The sequence below is a fragment of the Paenibacillus sp. FSL F4-0087 genome, from assembly GCF_038020215.1.
Lineage (GTDB): Bacteria > Bacillota > Bacilli > Paenibacillales > Paenibacillaceae > Paenibacillus > Paenibacillus taichungensis.
Genome location: NZ_JBBODJ010000001.1, coordinates 2941006 through 2958641 on the forward strand (window position 1 = coordinate 2941006; position 17636 = coordinate 2958641).

Below are 17636 nucleotides of genomic sequence, written 5' to 3' on the forward strand. Positions count from 1 at the left end.
ACAATCACCTGCTTATCCAGAAATAAGATTCCAATATAGGGTACCTATGTTATTATGAAGGAATAGTACCAACTTGATAAGGGGAAATTTCGTTATGACAGAACCACGCTCCATCTATATCCTACTTACGAATACGGGAACGTTGTTTACCAAAGTCATTCAGAGTTACACCAGAGCACCATACAATCATGCCTCCATCTCATTTGACCGGGAATTGTCCGAGCTGTACAGCTTTGGGCGCAAGCATCCCAGCAATCCGCTGAACGGCGGGTTCGTGAAGGAAGATATTCAGACAGGTACATACAGTAAGTATCCAAATACCACATGTGTGATTTATGAGCTTCAGGTGACGGAGCGTGAAGTGGAAAAAATGAAACGAGTGCTGCACATCTTCATTCGCAGCCGCCAGAAATATATGTACAATCTGCTTGGTGTGATTGGCATTACGTTGAAGGAGCCAGTAGAGTTCAGCAACTCCTACTTTTGCTCGCAATTTGTTGCCGAGATTCTGCAACGTTCAGGCATCAAGCTGTGGAACAAGCTGCCTGCGCTGGTGACCCCGGATGATTTTCGCCAAAGTGAACAACTGCAGCTGGTGTATGAAGGGAAGTTAAGCGATTATACGCCGGATTGAAGAGAGGGAATGAGGGCAAGGAGTATGTCTTATGCCCATACGCTCGCTGTCCTATTGCTCAAATAACATAGTATAAAACAGCCTGCCGCCACGGATATCCGGGCCACAGGCTGTTCGGTTTGCATGACGCTAGATAGATGATATAGAGGAACGGTCAAAATCAACCTCTTCGAGGAATTCGATCACTTCACCATTCGGGCTATGCACAACCGCATTTCGAACTTGAAGCGGGGGTTCACCAAGTGAGATCCAATCGGGTTGAATATAAGGTTTAGCACCATGAGCAAGCGCTCGCTCGTAGATCTCTTCCACATGGTCTACGTAAAAGGCGAAATGCAGCAATGCCCCATGCTTCACTGCTTCCGGAGAGTCTGCTGGTTCGCCTTCGGCCGCGATTACGGCTCCGGGGTCAAACAGTTCAATGCAGGTGCGTTGATCCGGTGAGATCAGCATGCACGCCTCGGTAATTTGAAAGGCGGGCAGACTCCAGGAGTGACCAACTTTAAATCCTAATACATCGGTATAGAATGAGAGGGTATCCTCATAATTACGTGCTTGAATGGCTACGTGAGCAAGTCCGTTTACACTCATGCTCATCACTCCTTCTACAGATTGTTTTCTAAAGTATAAAGGGAACGCTGCATTGGAACCATGCGATATCAAAGGATATAATGGGGTGAGAGTTGCAATTTATGAGCTCTTTTATCTCAAAAAGCTTATTAAATTAGCCTGATGCTCAGGAGGGTCTACAAATGGGTTATGTTATAGATGAGATCGACCATCAAATTATGCGACTGCTGCAGCACCATGCACGCATGCCAATTGTACAGATTAGCAAAGAGGTGAACATGTCCCAACCTTCGGTCAAGGAAAGAATCCTCAAACTGGAGGAAAATGGGGTCATATCGGGATATTCAACCATCTATGATCTGGCCAAACTAAATCGTGGGACAACGACTTTTATTTTACTCAAAACAGAGCATTGTGAGGAATTCGTTCACTTCTGTGAACAGGCTATTGAGGTCACGGATCTATATCGGATTAGCGGTGAGTACAATTATCTGATCAAGGTTCAGACGGCAACCATTGAAGAGCTTGCTGAGTTCCAAGACTCGCTTATGAAGCTTGGTCCATCCAAATCCCATATCAGTATGAAAAATATAATGGAACACCGTGTGCTGCTCTAGGAAGCAGCGATTCACGTTAGTGTAATGGTGGCAGAATATTCGGTCTTGCCACTATTCGTTGTGCATATGCACAATGAATTTCGTCTGATCATCAATATTTATTTGGCTCACCAGCAACTATAATGAAAGCGTGTTCAACAAGTGCATGGGGGGCAATGAACAATGGAACCTTTAACAATTAGCTGGATCGGCGCGCTGGCAGGACTTGCAATTGCGATTATACTGATTCTGAAGAAGCTTAATCCGGTCTACTCTTTATTTCTGGGCGCAATTGTAGGCGCTTTAATTGGCGGAGCTAATCTAGAAGAGACTGTAAATATACTAGTGAACGGCACTCAAAGTGTCATGGGCACCGTGCTTCGTGTACTGGCTGCTGGGGTATTAGCTGGAGTCATGATGGAGTCGGGGGCAGCAGAGACAATCGCCCAGGCCATCGTACGAAAGTTTGGCGGCAGTAAGGCCATTCTGGCTTTGGCACTGGCAACGATGATTATTACAGCCGTTGGGGTATTTATTCCCGTGGCCGTCCTGATCGTAGCGCCAATTGCGCTGTCTGTTGGTAACAAAATGGGTATATCCAAGCTGGCCCTTTTGCTTGCTTTATCCGGTGGAGGCAAGGCGGGGAATATTATATCCCCGAATCCGAATACGATCGCTGCAGCACGGGGGTTCAATCTGGATCTCAGCAATGTCATGCTGGCAGGCGTGATTCCAGCCATCTGCGGATTAATTGTAACCGTTATCGTAGCTTCAATGCTTAGAAACAAAGGTGTAATGGTAACCGATCAGGAAGCAGAGCAGGGTGAAGTGGACACTTCACAGTATCCACCACTGAGAAAAGCGATTGTGGCACCGTTGGTTGCGATCATCCTGCTGATGATTAATCCAATCGGCTCCATTACAGGTATCACAGCACTATCCACATTCAAAGTGGATGCGATGTATATTCTCCCGATTGCGGGTATTATCGGCATGCTGGCGATGGGTCAGGGCAAAAACATTGTGAAATACACGACATCCGGATTGAATAAAATGACTGCCACCGTGCTTATTCTGATCGGAGCCGGGGGCATCGCGGGACTGATCTCTGCATCCGATCTGTCTGGTCAGGTGGTTAGTCTTATTGAAGCGTCCGGGATATCCGGTACCTTTCTGGCGCCGATTGCTGGTATTCTGATGGCGGCAGCGACGGCTTCCACCTCGACAGGAGTTATCCTTGCCACCGGTTCATTCGGAGATGCAATTCTGAACATGGGAACCGCTCCGCTCGCAGCGGCGGTTATGGTGCACACGGGTGCGACAGTTATCGATTCCCTGCCACAGGGAAATTACTTCCACGTCTCTGCTGACAGCATGAAGATGACAATCAAGCAGCGGATGGGCGTTATTCCTTATGAAGCAATCGTGGGTGGAACGATGGCGATTGTAGCGACGTTAATTTACGGATTTATCCTTTAATAACACGGATGGGGTGGGAGAAGATGAGAGAGACGACATTTGTACTGGCGCCGGATTCATTTAAAGAGAGCATGACAGCGAAAGAAGTATGTGTGGCCATGGAAAAAGGATTGCGTAAAATTTATCCAACCGCCAACTATATTCATGTACCGATGGCTGACGGAGGCGAAGGCACCGTGCAGTCGCTGGTGGATGCTTCTGGCGGCGTAATTCACCAGAGAGAGGTGAGCGGGCCACTAGGGCAGCCTGTATCAGCGCAGTATGGCATTCTGGGCGATGGGTTAACGGCGGCGATTGAGATGGCATCGGCGAGCGGCATTCATCTGGTGACCAAGGAAACCCGGAACCCGCTTCGCACGTCAACCTATGGCACGGGAGAGCTGATTCGGGCGTGTCTGGATCAGGGTATTCGTAAAATCATTATCGGAATTGGTGGAAGTGCGACCAACGATGGGGGTACAGGCATGGCCGAAGCGCTTGGTGCAACGTTTCTGGATGCAAACGGACAGCCACTTGCACGTGGAGGCGGCGAACTTGATCAACTGGCGCATATCGATGTGACTGGGCTGGATGAACGATTGCAGGATGTGGAGTTCATTGTCGCCTGTGATGTAACGAATCCGTTATGCGGAGAGCATGGCGCCTCACGGGTGTTTGGACCGCAGAAGGGAGCTACACCGGAGATGGTGCAGGTGCTGGATGCTAATCTTTCCCATTATGCAGATGTGGTGAAGCAGCAGCTACACAAGGATATACGTGATGTGCCGGGTGCTGGTGCGGCAGGTGGTTTGGGCGCAGGGCTTTTGATTTTTACACAGGCTGTGTTGCGCAAAGGCATTGAAATTGTCATTGAATACACTGGATTGCGTGACAAGCTGGTACATGCGGATGTGGTGTTTACGGGCGAAGGCGGCATTGATTTTCAAACGAAATTTGGCAAGACACCTTACGGTGTAGCGCGTGCTGCAAAGGAAGCGGGTAAGCCAGTTATCGCCATTGCAGGTTACGTTGGTGAAGGGATAGATACGTTGTACACTGAAGGTATTGACGCGGTGTTTGGTATTGTGCCGGGGGCGGCTGATCTGGAACGACTTCTGCGCGAAGGCCCAGAGAATGTGGAGCGTACAACCGAGAATATTGCGAGAGTGCTGAAATTGGGTCTGATTTCTTAACATTCTGTGGTTCGGTTAGTGGGGTTCGAAGAGTATAAAGAGACTGAACGTAGGGACGTCCACAAGGGACAGGGCATTCCGGTTCAGTCTTTTTTTGTTGTGGACTCTACTGATAAGACGCGAGTAGTCCGTGCGTAAGTTCAATGAGCTCCAGCCAATTGCGCGGGTCTTTGCCTGTAAGGGTTTGGATCCGTTTGAGCCGATATTGCAGTGTATTGCGGTGGATGTTGAGATCCTCTGCAGTCGTTGACATGCTGCCATTGTGATGAATGAAACTGCGAAGCGTGTCAAGCAGATCGGCTGTGTCCTCCAGTTTACTGACGACGTTGTTATGGCGAACTAGGTTGGCCGTGCTGAAGCGCACCAGAAACTGCACATCATCATAACGGATCAATGGTGCCGCAGGTCGAAGCGCGAGCAAGATGTTCATTGCAGATCTCGCTTGTTCGTAACAGATGGCAATACTGGCGTCACGCCTACTAACAGAGATGAAGGCTTGAGGTTGTTCCTGATGTACAAGCTGGATTATCGAATCAACGTCCGATTCGCTCTGGATCAGAATAAGCTGCACGTGGCCATCCTCCTCCATTGAGAACGAGGGAAGCTGTAGGAATACCCGGCTTGTCTCCGTGCCAAAATCAGGGGCTTCATGGGGAAAGCGAATGTATAGAAGAACCGTTGGCAGCTGCAGATCGATATGGTATTGCGCCGCTTCCCGCCGGATCTTCTGCGAATAGGAACCCGAGTGGGCAAGCAACCGTTCCAGAAAGGCTTTTTTCCGAGAAGCTTCATGGGCCAGACTTTCCAATTGATTACGTTGTTCGATCAGGAGAGATACGGTTGTGCGCACAATGTTGCAGAACGGACGGACTTCATCCGGATGCCCGGAAATGCCGATGACACCGACATACTGATGATTGATCCGAATCGGTTCGTTGGTGCCCATCTTTTCCAGTCTGCCATCCTGCCAGACTTCGACGCGGTCTCCGGTGGTCAGGGCACGGACCGCTCCCTGGTGAATCGTGCCTACGCGTTCCTTCTGTCCGCTTCCAATGATAATGCCCTGCTCATTCATGATGTTGATGTTGTACGGAATGTCCTGCATCATTTTATCGACAATATCCTGTGCCTGTTTTTCCGAAAGTTGCAACATTACATATCCCCCTCTCCCGTTGTGCATCTGAACGAAAGTATAGCTGACGTGCTTGTCTTAAACAAGTTTGTTTCCTAAATGGTAAAAGGCTAAGAGGGCTACCTTGTTGTTTTTTTATTAAGCTTTTGCCTCGTTATGGGATTCCCCGGCTAATTTCTCTGCATTAATCATCTGCTGATTTCCGTTCAAGTATTCCAGATGCGCCTTGCCCCAGCCGCACATGCCATCCAACAGCGTACCAATCGTCTGCCCGTGTTCGGACAGTCTGTACTCGACCTTCGGTGGAACATCGCCATAGAGAGTGCGCACAATAATCTGATCCTGTTCCAGCTCGCGCAGCTGTTTCGTTAACGTGCCCTGCGCTACATCAGGAATCATGCGTCTTAGTTCACCAAACCGTTTCGTGCCTTCCTTCAATAAAATAAACAGGATGAGTGGTTTCCATTTTCCATTAATGGCTTCCAACGTAACAAGAACACCTTGTAACCGTGGCTCCTGCAAATCCATAGTATTCACCTCGATTTAAACAACTATATATAACTCCATCATACCTGATTTTTTCGCGTTCCGCTTGTTTTGTCTATGTGAATAGGGCAGGAATAACTGTGTCATCTGGTTCCAATAGTACGAATTTTCGTACCTGGTACGATCCAATTGCGTACTGTTCAGCGCTAATCTTTTCAATAATAATGAACAAAACAAACGCTGGTACAACGAAAGTTCTGGCGCTACGAGGAGAAGATGCAGAATGAGTCCATTTACATTGGAGAATAAACGTGTCGTGACTATAGGAGGAAGCTCTGGAATTGGACTTGCAACAGCCGTGCAGGCTGCTGAGGCTGGTGCACATGTAGTTATCGCGGGACGATCGGAGAACAAGCTAGAGGAAGCAAGGGAGCAGATTGCGCAAGTCGCAGGCGAAGGCAAGACTGGAGCGTTATCCATCGAAGTTTATGTGTTGGACAATCAGGATGAACAGCAAATCGAGCAATTTTTCATTCAGGTTGGCAAATTCGATCACCTGTTTACCCCTGGAGCTGCATACACCCGTGGTCCGTTAACTTCAGATCGGGAGACGGCCGAAAGCTGCTTCAAGGGCAAGTTCTGGCCTCAGTATTTTGCTGCCAAATACGCAGCTCCATATCTATCGGCTTCGGGTTCGATCACGTTAATGTCGGGTGGCTTCAGCCAACGCCCACTGGATGGTGGCGCTTCTTACGCAGCGTGTAACGGAGCGATTGAAAGTCTGGGCAAAGCACTTGCAGTGGAGCTGGCGCCTGTTCGCGTGAATGTCGTATCCCCCGGAACCATCTGGCGTGAGGGGCAGGAGGGTACACCTCGCGGCGAACATTTCAAAGACTATGAGAAACTGTCTGTGCTCAAGCGTGTGGGCTACAATGAGGAGATTGCACATACAGTTACGTATCTTATGACAAATACATTTACGACAGGCAGTACGTTATTTGTGGATGGCGGCTATACGATGATTTGATGCGTCTACTTGTTTGTTGTGCTAGGAGCGGTGGGATGAGTACAGGGACGACGTGACAAGAATCTTGAATTTTATGGAATATAGGACTCTATAATTAAATACAGAAGTAAAAATGATGAATAATGACGAAAAATATTTGAAATCCGGCCTGTTTTTCACCTACAGGCCGGATTTTTTTCCGTTTATTGGAGTGAATGTTCAGAATTCGTTCAGAGCTATGTACTACAATAGGCCCATATTTCGACAAGTGAGATTAGGGAGGAAGGCGTATATGCAATACAGAAAAATAATTAGCATGTTGCTCATTTTAGTGTTGGCAGCTCCATGGTTAGCAGCACCAGCAGGAAAGGTAAGTGCAGGGGCATCGTATCCGGTACCAGGGAACAATGGTCTATTAACGATAAAGTATGTGAACGAGAACTCAATAGAACTTCAGTGGGAGTATGCAAGATCCCAATCTTCTACACCACCTGATGTAAATTACCAGGTTTACATATCTAATGCTCCTGATCTTACAGACATGCAACAAATTAGCGGAACATCAGGACATTCCTACGGTGATCCTATTAATGGTTCAGAATCTACAAATGGTACATATTCAAAAATAATTACAAATCTAATCGAAGGCGATACGTACTATTTCAATGTCGTTGTTAAAGATCGATATTTGGAAGCTGCGTATCAAATGCAATCCATTGAATTCACTGTGCAGTTGAGTGAGCTGGATCAGTATAACGAGCTCAAAAAGAAAGCAGACCGGGGTAACAGCAATGACTTTATCCAAGATGTTATTTTGTTGCTTCGTAATAAGCAATTCATTGGTACGCCTGATTATGAATCTTTGCCTGTAGAAGATCAGGAGGCTATTGCAAAATACTTATTAGATATCGAGGCACCAACAAGCAATGGATACGAGAACAAGGGGCAAGTTGAGTTCTTGGTGCAATTAGCTCTGAAAGCTCTTGAAGTGACTCGCCAAATCGATGGACCGAATGCATTAGTTGCACTTAATGACCTGTATAGTAAGCAAGCAGAAAGAATAAATCATTTTGATTATCCGAGTGCTGAAGATAATTTCTATCCACTCATTGCTGCATATAGCACTGCCTCCGAGATTGATAAACGAACGACTGCTTATCTGTACGAACTTAGACTCAAAAAAACACCGACCATTTCTCGAGTTTTGAAATATACAGACACAGCTGTAGAAAAAACGCCATTCATTAATCGTGCAAACACGACTGAGGAAATGTTGAAATCGTTGGAGAAGTTCCGTGACCTTGAGAAGGAGAGTATCTCATACAACACTGCGAATCCTGAAAACCCGATGATGAGCTTTCCTCTGGGTATCAGCAAAATGGATAACCTTACAACCGAAGAGCAGGAGAATTTGGCTGATCATATGCTTAATCAAAGACCGCTTGGTGGGTATGCCAGCTATGAAGCCATTCAGACTGCATTTGATCAATTTTTCAATGATGATGATAACGAAAGCGATCCGTTGGCTGCCGTAAATACTGCAAGGGTTAACAAAGATATAGACGCCATGCGTCTGGCTATGGAGAACCCTGATTTGGGTATTACTTTTCCAAATCAATACGGTTCTTTATCTAAGGATGTCAAGGACTATGTGGCTGGATTCCTGATTGATAATATCAAAAGAAACTATGAAAATAAGGAACAAGTTCAATATATGATTGAGCTTGCTGTACAAGCTCAGTTGATCTGGGAGCAGAGAGGGTTGGGCGTACTTCAGGACAAGCTGGACCTATTTGCGCAGAAACTGTCTGAAGGACCCGATCATTTTAAAGACCCTGAGACAGATATGCTTCGTCAAGTTGGAGATCATCATCTACAATTAAGCGAAGTAAACAAACCAATTTTCGCTTTTAAGTACCTGCATTTATTGGGATTGGAACGCATTGCAAAACAGGCTCAAGTAGAGATTGCAGATCCGCGCTTTCTGCTGGCACTGCTATCAATGCCTTTCCAGCCTCTTGAGGAAGCCACCACTATAGATCAAATGGATCAGTGGCTTGAGACAACTATGAATGAACAGTTTAACGGACACAATTTCTTTGACCAATACAAATTCAATCTTACAGGTGAACTTGATTTATCCAAGAGAGCTGATCTCAGCCCGGAAGGCAAGAAAGAACTGGCCGAATGGGTACTTAATGAACAAGACCGCTACGAGGATGTTGGGAATTTACAATATGTATTCAACCAATTTTTCACGGCCCCTAATGTAACGGGAAATGATATCAACAACACCATAACTGGCTTGGATGACACGATGGAGATCTCTCTTAACGGCAAACTGAACTGGATTGATGTTGCTTCCATTCAGAAATTTGATTTTAGCGGTGACAAAACGGTATGGGTTCGTTACAAAGCCATCAGTGACTTATTACCAGGACGCGCGGTGAAGATTGTCTTCACGGCAAATGGCGATAGCAATAATGGAAATGGTTCAACACCTAACCCTAACCCGGGTGGAAACACAGGTGGAGGATCGTCAGCGACTACACCTGTAACGACTACACCGACGACGAAGCAGGAACAAATCGTTGTGGACGTGAACGGAGCGAATGGCACCAATTTGACCAAAACGCCAATTACACGTACAACCGAAGTCGACGGCACGATCAAGGACCTTGTGAAAATGTCTGAGGCGATTGCCAAGGAATCAGTGGAAAAAGCGAAGCAATTAAACATGAACACTGCACGCATTGTCATCCCTGACGCCAAAGATGCTGTATCTGAGACACGCATTGAACTGCCAAAAGCAGCGGTGAAACAGCTGAATGATGGTGGGCTTAACCTTGAGATTTCCACAGAGAACGCTATTATCTCGGTTCCAACGAAGTCGATTGCCGGATTCGACCAGGATCTATACTTCCGCGTCGTTCCGTTGAAAAAGGAATCCGAGCGTAAAGAAGTGGAAGAACGTGCGAAGAAGGAGCGATTGATTCAACAGATTACTCCAAATTCAAACGTGAAAGTACTGGCTCGTCCAGTTGAAATCGAAACCAATATGCAAAGCCATGAAGTAACACTGACATTGCCGCTGCGCGACAGTCTGCCAACTGATCCTGCTGCCCGCCAGCAAGCTTTGGACAACCTGGCTGTGTACATCGAACACAGTGACGGTACGAAAGAGTTGATTCAAGGCAAACTGGTGAAACTCAGCGATTCCAGTGAAGGCATCGAGTTTACAGTTAACAAATTCAGCACGTTCACGCTCGTTGTGGTGGATGGGCTGAGAGCTTCCCAAGGTTCGCACAACCCGTATATCAACGGATTTGGTGCTGATTTCCGCCCGGATGAATTCGTAACCCGTGCGCAAATGGCAGCGATGCTGGCTCGTAATCTGTCTGATGATGCGGGAACTGCATCTGCGAACGTTGTAAACTACGACGATGTATCTGCAACTCATTGGGCAGCAAGCGATATTGAAAAAGCGCAATCCGCAGGCATCATGAACGGTATGAACGCTACTCAATTTGTGCTAGAGGGTTCAATTACCCGTGCACAAATGGCGACCATTGCATACCGCTGGATACAGCAACAAAGCGCAGATGCATCAAGCAGCACAACACAAGCAACAGATGGTGCTGGATTTACAGATGTGTCCGCCGACCTTTGGGCTTCCGATGCGATTGCTTACGTACAATCTGCTGGCCTGATGACCGGATATAACGATGGTACATTTAAACCGGACAGTAAACTGACCCGCGCTGAAGCAGTGAAAGTACTAAATGTACTGTTCAAACGTACGCCGGCAACAGGCGTAACTACGCCAACTTTTACAGACGTACCAGCAACACACTGGGCTTATGCAGACATTGAGGCTGCGGCGCAGAAATAAGATAACCATATCTATAACAAAAGGGGAGCCCCAACCATGAAAACATGGCGGGGCTCCCCTTTTAATTATTTAAAGCCAGCTCAGCAAGCACATCGTTGCTCGCTGAACTGGCTTTTGTAGTTTAACGAACGGAGTGAATGCTATTCATAATAAGGCGGATATGATTCCTTAGCGTAATTAATCACTTTCATGTGGAGCGTCTTTGTAAAAAACACCATCCCGCAGTTGGTCTACAAATCCCTGCAACCAATCATAATACTGCTCGGCATGCTGAAGTTTATGCAAATCCCGCAAAGCGTCTTCCCGTTCCTCCGGCGGAGTTGTTCTGGCGAGAATAATCTCCGATAACTGCGGAATGACCTCCCGGAGGCTTTCCTGCATCACGTCGATTTCCCGTTGAAGCTTGGCCCCGAAGAAGTTCTGAAACGTACGGAAAAAGTTGGTTTCGGCCAGATACTGATCCTGACGTTCCCGCTTTTCCTCCAATTTATAGATCATCTGAGATTCGGTAAGCGAACGTACAGCATAACTCATATTACTTTTGCTCATGTTCATGGACGTTTTCATCTCTTCCAGCGTCATCGGGCGATCTTCAAAATACATAATGCCATACAGTTGACCAAATGAATGATTGACTCCATACAGATCCATGGTATTGGCAATGGCGTCAATGACTTTCTCCCTCAGCTCGGGCCGATAGGACAACGAGGAATGGTTCTGGTCCTCGGCAGCTTCTTTTCCCACAATCTCACCTCTAGTATATGGATGGGACTCCCTGTTTCCTTTTCATATTTTACATGACCTCGCGTTATTTTAACATAACCCGGAATTAGTTTTTTCAAATGTATTATACAATCATTTTTGTACAGAAGAGATTAAAGGGAGTTTGAAGGCATGATTTTTAGAAAAATTAAATAAAATTTGGACGATTAGGAGTGTGCAAATTGCGTGTGAAATTATGGAGGGAGACAGAAGCGGTTCTCTTCACCCTTCCTGCCCTTATCCCATTACTCATTTTCTGGCTGGGGCCTTTGGGATACATTGTATATCTGAGTTTTACGGATTGGGACTTCATGAGTCCTGACAAATTATTCGTCGGTTTGGATAACTACAGCTATCTGCTAACCAATTCTGAATTTTACCGTTCATTAAAAGTTACGCTGTTGTTCGGTCTTGGAAGTGTAGTGCCTACGATTGTGGGTGGATTGGCGCTGGCCATGCTCATGAACAGCAAGATTAAGTCCTCCGGCCTGTTCCGGACCCTGCTATTCTCCCCTTGGGTGACCCCGACTGTCGCAGTCTCCATTGCGTGGTCCTGGATTTTCGAGCCTGAAGTGGGGCTAGCCAACCTGTTGCTTGGATGGGTCGGCATATCCCCGATCGGCTGGCTGAAAGATCAGAACTGGGCACTGGTAGCTGTGCTCATCGTCACGCTGTGGAAGTCGATTGGCTGGTCCATGGTATTTTACCTGGTTGCATTGCGTAATCTGCCATCCGATTTACTTGAAGCGGCATCGATTGATGGGGCAGGCAGTTGGGACAAGTTCCGAAGCATTACACTGCCGTTGATTTCACCTACCACGTTCTTCCTGTCCATCATCCTGACGATCCAGTCGCTTCAGGCTTATGACCAGATTAACGTGATGACGCAAGGGGGACCGGCGGGATCAACAAGAACACTGCTTTATATGTATTATCAATCTGCATTTGAGTCCTTCAATGTGGGCGAGGCTTCTTCCATCGCCGTCGTTATTATTCTGATCTGCGTTCTGCTGTCGGGAGTATCCTTCCTGCTCGGTCGACGCCTGGTGCATTACTAATGAACATGACCACTTTAACCAACCAAACAAGAAAAGATAATAGTCGTGAAGAAGTGCAGAAACGGAAGGTCCCTCGTGCAGGAAAAGGATTTGCTACCGCAATTCGCTATCTGCTGCTTGCTCTGGTGAGTCTGACGATGGCATTTCCGTTCTACTGGATGGTCATTAGCGGTTTCAAAACGAATGACGAGATCTGGCAGTTCCCGCCAACCTTCTGGCCCGAAACGTTCCGTTGGAACAATTATGTGGATGCGTGGCAAGCTGCTCCGTTTGCCCGTTACATTCTGAATAGTACAGGGGTAGCGGCTGCGATCTGTCTGATCCAGGTCATTAACTCCAGCATGATGGCCTATGCACTCACCCATATGCGATTTCGTATAAAAGGGGTACTCACCGGACTGATTCTGGTAGGCTACATGATTCCGAGTACCGCCGTTTATTTGCCCAGTTATTTGGTGCTCAGCGAACTTAAATTACTGGATTCCTACACCGGACTGATTGTGTCCAACTGTGTCAGTGTGTTCTCTATCTTCCTGATCCGTCAGGCGTTCATGCAGGTATCCCACGAGTTGGTGGAAGCCGGCCAGTTGGATGGAGCGTCGCACTTCCGCATTCTGTGGACCATTATGACGCCGCTGGTTCGATCGTCATTTGCCGTGATGGTGTTGATTACATTCATTGACCAGTACAACAACTATTTCTGGCCGATGCTCATTACCAAAGACCCGAATCTACAATTGGTATCCGCAGGTCTGCGCAGCTTTTTCGTGGAAGGTGGAGCCTACGGTCTAGCATGGCCGCAGATCATGGCTGCCAGTGCTTTTACCATCGCACCGCTGCTTATCCTTTTCTTGTTTACCCAGAAAACGATCATGCAGAGTGTGAATATTACTGCCGGTGTGAACAAGAACTGATTTTCACAACATACTTTATATAGGAGGAATCAAAATGAAATTGGGTCAAGCGAGTATGAAATGGCGGAACAAATTAAAGCTCAGGTGGAGAGGGGGCATGTCGCTGGTACTGGCTGCGAGTTTTGCCCTGATCACCGCGTGTGGTTCCTCTGCCGATAGCGGCACAGGCATGGGTTCAGATGCAGCTGCTGCGAATGGAGCTGATTCTGCATCAAGTAGTCCGGTCGAGATTGAGTTCTGGTATGGTCTGGGTGGTAACCTGGGAGATAACATGAAGAAGACGATTGACGCCTTCAATGCATCCCAGAACGAAGTTATTGTGAAAGGGATTGTACAAGCAGATTACACGGAGACGGAACAAAAACTGCAGGCAGCCATTGCGTCGAAAAAAGTACCCGCCGCTGTACTAAGCTCCAATATCGACTGGGCGCGCAAAGGCTACTATGCACCTCTGGATGAGCTGATCGCTGCCGATCAGAGCTTTAACAAGGAAGATTACGTGCAAACCTTCCTGGAGCAGGGAAAAGTAGACAGCAAGCAATATTTCTTACCGATGTACGGAACAACTCAGATCATGTATTACCGTATGGATGCGCTGAAAGATAATAATATCGACTCTGCCACTCTGACCACGTGGGAGGCACTTGCTGAAGCAGCAGCTAAGATGAGCAAGCAGGAGAATGGCAAGACAACCTTCTATGGCTGGGAGCCGATGTGGGGTAGCGATAATATGATCGACGCCGTGCTGGGTAAAGGCGGGAAAATTCTGAGTGATGACGGCAAGACCGTAACGATTGATTCACCAGAATGGGTAGAGACGTGGGAGCTGTTCCGCAAGTGGATTAATGAGGACAAGACCATGGGTATTCATTTTGGCGGCCAAGGCTGGGAGTACTGGTACAAAACCATTGATGATGTGATGAAAAATAAAGCAGCCGGATACACCGGTTCCAGCGGTGACCAGGGAGATCTGGATTTCAGCATCGTTGCAGCTATGGAACAGCCAGGCTGGGAAGGTGTAGGCCAAGGCAAACCTGTAGCGAGTGCAATCATGGCTGGTATCCCGGCCGAAGCAAGTCCGGAACAGCAGCAAGCAGCTTATAAGTGGCTGACGTATTTCTCGGAAACAGCGAATACAGCAGCTTGGTCCATGAACACAGGTTACATTGCAGTTCGTCAATCTGCTCAAGAAGATCCTGCTTTCAAAACGTTCAGTGAAGAGAACCCGCAAATCAAGGTTCCACTGCAGCAGGCTTCCCATGCTTCGGCTCCGTTCCAGGACCCGACTGGAGGCAAAATCAATGACGCACTGAAGGATGCAGCAGATCAGGTACAGATTAATAACATTCCAGCGGCACAAGCGCTGAAGGAAGCCAAAGAAAAGGCTCAAAAAGAATTGGATCGCGTGAAATAACAAGGGAAACAAGCTTAACTTGGAGGAGCGGTGCAGTCATGTGCCGCTTTTCTGACTTAGTAATTCAGCAGACAAGGAGCGTAACCGATGCCCGATTTAATGCTGGGGAGCCTTTCTACCCCAATTGAGGCTATTTTATTTGACAAGGATGGGACATTGCTTGATTTTACAGCGATGTGGGGCTTCTGGACCGATCGTGTGATGGAGAACTTCCGGGAAGAGCTTGCTGCCCGTGGCCTTCAGTTCAATGCAGCAGAGATTCCTCGTATATGGGGAACATTCCATGATGAGCAGGGACGAATGAACGGTTATGATGTGCGAGGCCCCCTTGCTATGGGAACAATGGAGGAAGTCTACGCCGTATTAACTTGGCATGGCTATCGTGCAGGATTAAGCTGGGCGGAAGCGAAAATTATTGTGAGGGAATGTTTGCTACAGGCAGAATATGCAATGAATAAGGAGCGCCCTGCTCAGCCCCTCCCAGGCGTCCTTGCCTTTCTTGAGCAGTGTCGCAGCAAAGGACTGAAAATGGGCGTCGTCACAGCGGATGAGACAGAAAATGCGCTAAGTCATTTGAAGTGGATGGGGATTGAATCTTTTTTCACCGTAGTTGTAGGAACGGATCAGGTTGGACGGGGAAAACCGTTTCCTGACATGTTGTTGCTGGCGTGTGAGCGTCTGGGTGTACCTACTGCAAGAGCTGTCGTGATCGGCGATACGGATGGTGATATGGAGATGGCTCGTGCTGCCGGAGCTGCCTGGAAGATTGCTGTCGGTGAACCTGCTCATATCAAGCTCGCGGACCTTACGGTTCGTTCGTTTGATGAATTGCTGGAAGTCGAGGTAAACCGATGACGAGTCATTCGTATACGGGATGGATACTGCTTGCCCTAGCGATTGGATTGGAGCTCAGCGGTACGATTCTGATGAGGGTCTCGGATGGTTTTACACGCGTATGGCCTTCCATTCTTATGTTTGCCTGTTATGGAGCGAGCTTCACCCTGTTGAATTTTGCTGTGAAGTATATGCCGCTGGGTGTTGCTTATGCCATCTGGTCGGGCGTAGGCATTACATTGATTGGGATCGTGGGACATTACTTTCTGGGTGAACGTCTGAAGGCGATGTCGATCGTCTGGATGGGCTTTATTCTGATTGGCATTATTGGACTGAAATGGAGTGATTCCTGATGGGAAATGAAAATAAACACGAACAACCGATAATCAGCTTCCAGGTCATCACAGACACTCATGTGAGAGAGCAGGCTGATCATATCCATAACCGTCATCTGGAGAAAGCGCTGGAAGACATCGCAACGTATAGCCATGGCAGCAGCGGAATTATGCATGTGGGCGATGTGACCGATCGTGGACTGCCACAAGAATACCAAGAGTTGCAGCGTATATTGGAGGCTCAGGGCGAATCACTGCCTCAAATACGTTACACCGTAGGTAATCATGATATCGGAGCCATTCTATGGGGAGATCCGCCGCTGAACTTGACCACAATGAACCAGCACGAGGTAGGCGAGGTGTTGGGGCATTCAGACGATGTAGGCGAAATAAAGGTTCAAAATATTGAGAAACCCCAGAATTCCATCTCAATTGAAGAGTTATGGCAGAAGCGGTTGAGCGATTTTACAGCAATCACAGGTATGAACGGATCGTATCACGACCACTGGATCGACGGATATCATTATATCTTCCTGGGTACGGAGCAGCCTCATCCGAAAGATTGTGATATGTCTGCAGATCAACTGCAATGGCTGGAAACGAAACTGTCGGAGCAAGCATTGCCGGAGCAGCCGATTTTTGTTTTTCTCCATCAACCACTGATGGATACAGTCGCGGGTTCCATGAAGGAACAGGGTTGGTATGGCGTGAGTCAGGACGCAGCAGTAAAGGCTGTGCTAAGTCGTTATCCGCAGGTCATCCTCTTCTCTGGGCACACCCATTGGCAATTAGAGGCTAAGCATACCATCTACGAAGGTGGCGGACAGCTGCCAACGATGTTTAATGCTTCCTCTGTAGCTTATCTCTGGACGGATGAGGACGAGCATCTGGAGGGAAGTGAGAGTTTGCATGTCGATGTATACCGTGATCGGGTTGTCGTTAAGGGACGTAATCATGTGACCGGGAGCTGGATTGAAGGCGCAGAATATACGGTTCATTATCCGATAAAAGTAAACGGCGGTAATTGATCCATACATCGGGTAAGTTGATGAAATATGCAGGGCAACAATAGAAGACTTCGCTCGTTAATTGAAGCGGAGTCTTTATTATTGCTGTAAAAGTTCCACGTGAAACGTAGCAGTGGTACTTGAATCTGGACAAACTTGTAAATGGGTATCGCGGAGATCTATACTCAAATAGTGGAAACGCGCCAGCTAGTACATACGAGAGGGCGTTGAAGCAATAGAAGGTTATTCTTTGTGTACGTTATTAAACAAACCTTGAGACAGAATTTCATCAGCTCAAAGTTACACCCAGATCTGAACAATACCAGTCGTAAACTGGAACTATCG

General features: G+C 47.4%; 16 protein-coding genes. 12 read left to right on the plus strand and 4 right to left on the minus strand.

What is annotated here, in order from left to right:
- The first annotated feature begins 94 nt into the window (after window positions 1-94).
- On the plus strand, window positions 95-634 hold the full coding sequence (locus MHB84_RS13790) for a hypothetical protein (protein WP_076287277.1): 540 nt from the start codon (window positions 95-97) through the stop codon (window positions 632-634).
- Between the two features lie 129 nt (window positions 635-763).
- On the opposite strand, the gene MHB84_RS13795 is transcribed toward MHB84_RS13790, so the two are convergent.
- On the minus strand, window positions 764-1225 hold the full coding sequence (locus MHB84_RS13795; protein WP_076287278.1) for a VOC family protein: 462 nt from the start codon (window positions 1223-1225) through the stop codon (window positions 764-766).
- 161 nt (window positions 1226-1386) lie between these two features.
- Between MHB84_RS13795 and MHB84_RS13800 the strand changes: the two genes are divergently transcribed.
- The 3 genes from MHB84_RS13800 to MHB84_RS13810 all read left to right on the plus strand — a co-directional run bounded on the left by MHB84_RS13800 (window position 1387) and on the right by MHB84_RS13810 (window position 4451).
- Window positions 1387-1821: an Lrp/AsnC family transcriptional regulator gene (locus MHB84_RS13800; RefSeq protein WP_076287279.1), complete on the plus strand. Its 435-nt coding sequence runs from the start codon at window positions 1387-1389 to the stop codon at window positions 1819-1821.
- A 162-nt stretch (window positions 1822-1983) separates the two neighbouring features.
- Complete coding sequence (locus MHB84_RS13805; RefSeq protein WP_076287280.1) at window positions 1984-3279, plus strand: GntP family permease; 1296 nt, start codon at window positions 1984-1986, stop codon at window positions 3277-3279.
- Between the two features lie 23 nt (window positions 3280-3302).
- Window positions 3303-4451, plus strand: coding sequence for a glycerate kinase (locus MHB84_RS13810; protein WP_076287281.1), 1149 nt, complete (start codon window positions 3303-3305; stop codon window positions 4449-4451).
- Between the two features lie 106 nt (window positions 4452-4557).
- Here the strand turns inward: MHB84_RS13810 and MHB84_RS13815 are convergent, their stop codons facing one another.
- Both MHB84_RS13815 and MHB84_RS13820 read right to left on the minus strand, forming a co-directional pair.
- The gene (locus MHB84_RS13815) at window positions 4558-5604 is read right to left on the minus strand and encodes a CdaR family transcriptional regulator (protein WP_076287282.1); all 1047 of its coding nucleotides are present in this window, start codon (window positions 5602-5604) and stop codon (window positions 4558-4560) included.
- Window positions 5605-5721: 117 nt separating this feature from the next.
- Window positions 5722-6111 carry a winged helix-turn-helix transcriptional regulator gene (locus tag MHB84_RS13820; protein ID WP_076287283.1) on the minus strand — a complete coding sequence of 130 codons (390 nt, stop codon included), beginning with the start codon at window positions 6109-6111 and terminating at the stop codon, window positions 5722-5724.
- 241 nt (window positions 6112-6352) lie between these two features.
- On the opposite strand from MHB84_RS13820, the gene MHB84_RS13825 reads away from it, so the two are divergent.
- Window positions 6353-7096 carry an SDR family oxidoreductase gene (locus MHB84_RS13825; RefSeq protein ID WP_076287284.1) on the plus strand — a complete coding sequence of 248 codons (744 nt, stop codon included), beginning with the start codon at window positions 6353-6355 and terminating at the stop codon, window positions 7094-7096.
- A gap of 295 nt (window positions 7097-7391) precedes the next feature.
- Window positions 7392-10967 carry an S-layer homology domain-containing protein gene (locus MHB84_RS13830; RefSeq protein WP_341143046.1) on the plus strand — a complete coding sequence of 1192 codons (3576 nt, stop codon included), beginning with the start codon at window positions 7392-7394 and terminating at the stop codon, window positions 10965-10967.
- Between the two features lie 177 nt (window positions 10968-11144).
- Here the strand turns inward: MHB84_RS13830 and MHB84_RS13835 are convergent, their stop codons facing one another.
- Window positions 11145-11711 (minus strand): GbsR/MarR family transcriptional regulator, encoded by a 567-nt coding sequence (locus MHB84_RS13835; RefSeq protein ID WP_076287286.1) that lies wholly within the window; start codon window positions 11709-11711, stop codon window positions 11145-11147.
- Window positions 11712-11911: 200 nt separating this feature from the next.
- Between MHB84_RS13835 and MHB84_RS13840 the strand changes: the two genes are divergently transcribed.
- The 6 genes from MHB84_RS13840 to MHB84_RS13865 all read left to right on the plus strand — a co-directional run bounded on the left by MHB84_RS13840 (window position 11912) and on the right by MHB84_RS13865 (window position 17312).
- Window positions 11912-12787 (plus strand): carbohydrate ABC transporter permease, encoded by an 876-nt coding sequence (locus MHB84_RS13840; protein WP_063565861.1) that lies wholly within the window; start codon window positions 11912-11914, stop codon window positions 12785-12787.
- On the plus strand, window positions 12787-13701 hold the full coding sequence (locus MHB84_RS13845; protein WP_256716702.1) for a carbohydrate ABC transporter permease: 915 nt from the start codon (window positions 12787-12789) through the stop codon (window positions 13699-13701). Before MHB84_RS13840 ends, MHB84_RS13845 begins: the two co-directional genes overlap by 1 nt.
- A gap of 34 nt (window positions 13702-13735) precedes the next feature.
- Window positions 13736-15115 carry an ABC transporter substrate-binding protein gene (locus MHB84_RS13850; RefSeq protein ID WP_076287287.1) on the plus strand — a complete coding sequence of 460 codons (1380 nt, stop codon included), beginning with the start codon at window positions 13736-13738 and terminating at the stop codon, window positions 15113-15115.
- An 87-nt stretch (window positions 15116-15202) separates the two neighbouring features.
- Complete coding sequence (locus MHB84_RS13855) at window positions 15203-15970, plus strand: HAD family hydrolase (RefSeq protein WP_076287288.1); 768 nt, start codon at window positions 15203-15205, stop codon at window positions 15968-15970.
- Window positions 15967-16302 (plus strand): DMT family transporter, encoded by a 336-nt coding sequence (locus MHB84_RS13860; RefSeq protein WP_076287289.1) that lies wholly within the window; start codon window positions 15967-15969, stop codon window positions 16300-16302. The genes MHB84_RS13855 and MHB84_RS13860 overlap by 4 nt, the downstream gene beginning before the upstream one ends.
- Complete coding sequence (locus MHB84_RS13865; protein ID WP_076287290.1) at window positions 16302-17312, plus strand: metallophosphoesterase family protein; 1011 nt, start codon at window positions 16302-16304, stop codon at window positions 17310-17312. The genes MHB84_RS13860 and MHB84_RS13865 overlap by 1 nt, the downstream gene beginning before the upstream one ends.
- Window positions 17313-17636 lie beyond the last annotated feature (324 nt).

Excerpts from the sequence above, each read along its gene's own strand:
- MHB84_RS13790 (WP_076287277.1), top strand. The coding sequence starts at position 95 with ATGACAGAACCACGCTCCATCTATATCCTACTTACGAATACGGGAACG.
- MHB84_RS13795 (WP_076287278.1), bottom strand. The coding sequence starts at position 1,225 with ATGAGTGTAAACGGACTTGCTCACGTAGCCATTCAAGCACGTAATTAT.
- MHB84_RS13800 (WP_076287279.1), top strand. The coding sequence starts at position 1,387 with ATGGGTTATGTTATAGATGAGATCGACCATCAAATTATGCGACTGCTG.
- MHB84_RS13805 (WP_076287280.1), top strand. The coding sequence starts at position 1,984 with ATGGAACCTTTAACAATTAGCTGGATCGGCGCGCTGGCAGGACTTGCA.
- MHB84_RS13810 (WP_076287281.1), top strand. The coding sequence starts at position 3,303 with ATGAGAGAGACGACATTTGTACTGGCGCCGGATTCATTTAAAGAGAGC.
- MHB84_RS13815 (WP_076287282.1), bottom strand. The coding sequence starts at position 5,604 with ATGTTGCAACTTTCGGAAAAACAGGCACAGGATATTGTCGATAAAATG.
- MHB84_RS13820 (WP_076287283.1), bottom strand. The coding sequence starts at position 6,111 with ATGGATTTGCAGGAGCCACGGTTACAAGGTGTTCTTGTTACGTTGGAA.
- MHB84_RS13825 (WP_076287284.1), top strand. The coding sequence starts at position 6,353 with ATGAGTCCATTTACATTGGAGAATAAACGTGTCGTGACTATAGGAGGA.
- MHB84_RS13830 (WP_341143046.1), top strand. The coding sequence starts at position 7,392 with ATGTTGCTCATTTTAGTGTTGGCAGCTCCATGGTTAGCAGCACCAGCA.
- MHB84_RS13845 (WP_256716702.1), top strand. The coding sequence starts at position 12,787 with ATGAACATGACCACTTTAACCAACCAAACAAGAAAAGATAATAGTCGT.
- MHB84_RS13850 (WP_076287287.1), top strand. The coding sequence starts at position 13,736 with ATGAAATTGGGTCAAGCGAGTATGAAATGGCGGAACAAATTAAAGCTC.
- MHB84_RS13855 (WP_076287288.1), top strand. The coding sequence starts at position 15,203 with ATGCCCGATTTAATGCTGGGGAGCCTTTCTACCCCAATTGAGGCTATT.
- MHB84_RS13860 (WP_076287289.1), top strand. The coding sequence starts at position 15,967 with ATGACGAGTCATTCGTATACGGGATGGATACTGCTTGCCCTAGCGATT.
- MHB84_RS13865 (WP_076287290.1), top strand. The coding sequence starts at position 16,302 with ATGGGAAATGAAAATAAACACGAACAACCGATAATCAGCTTCCAGGTC.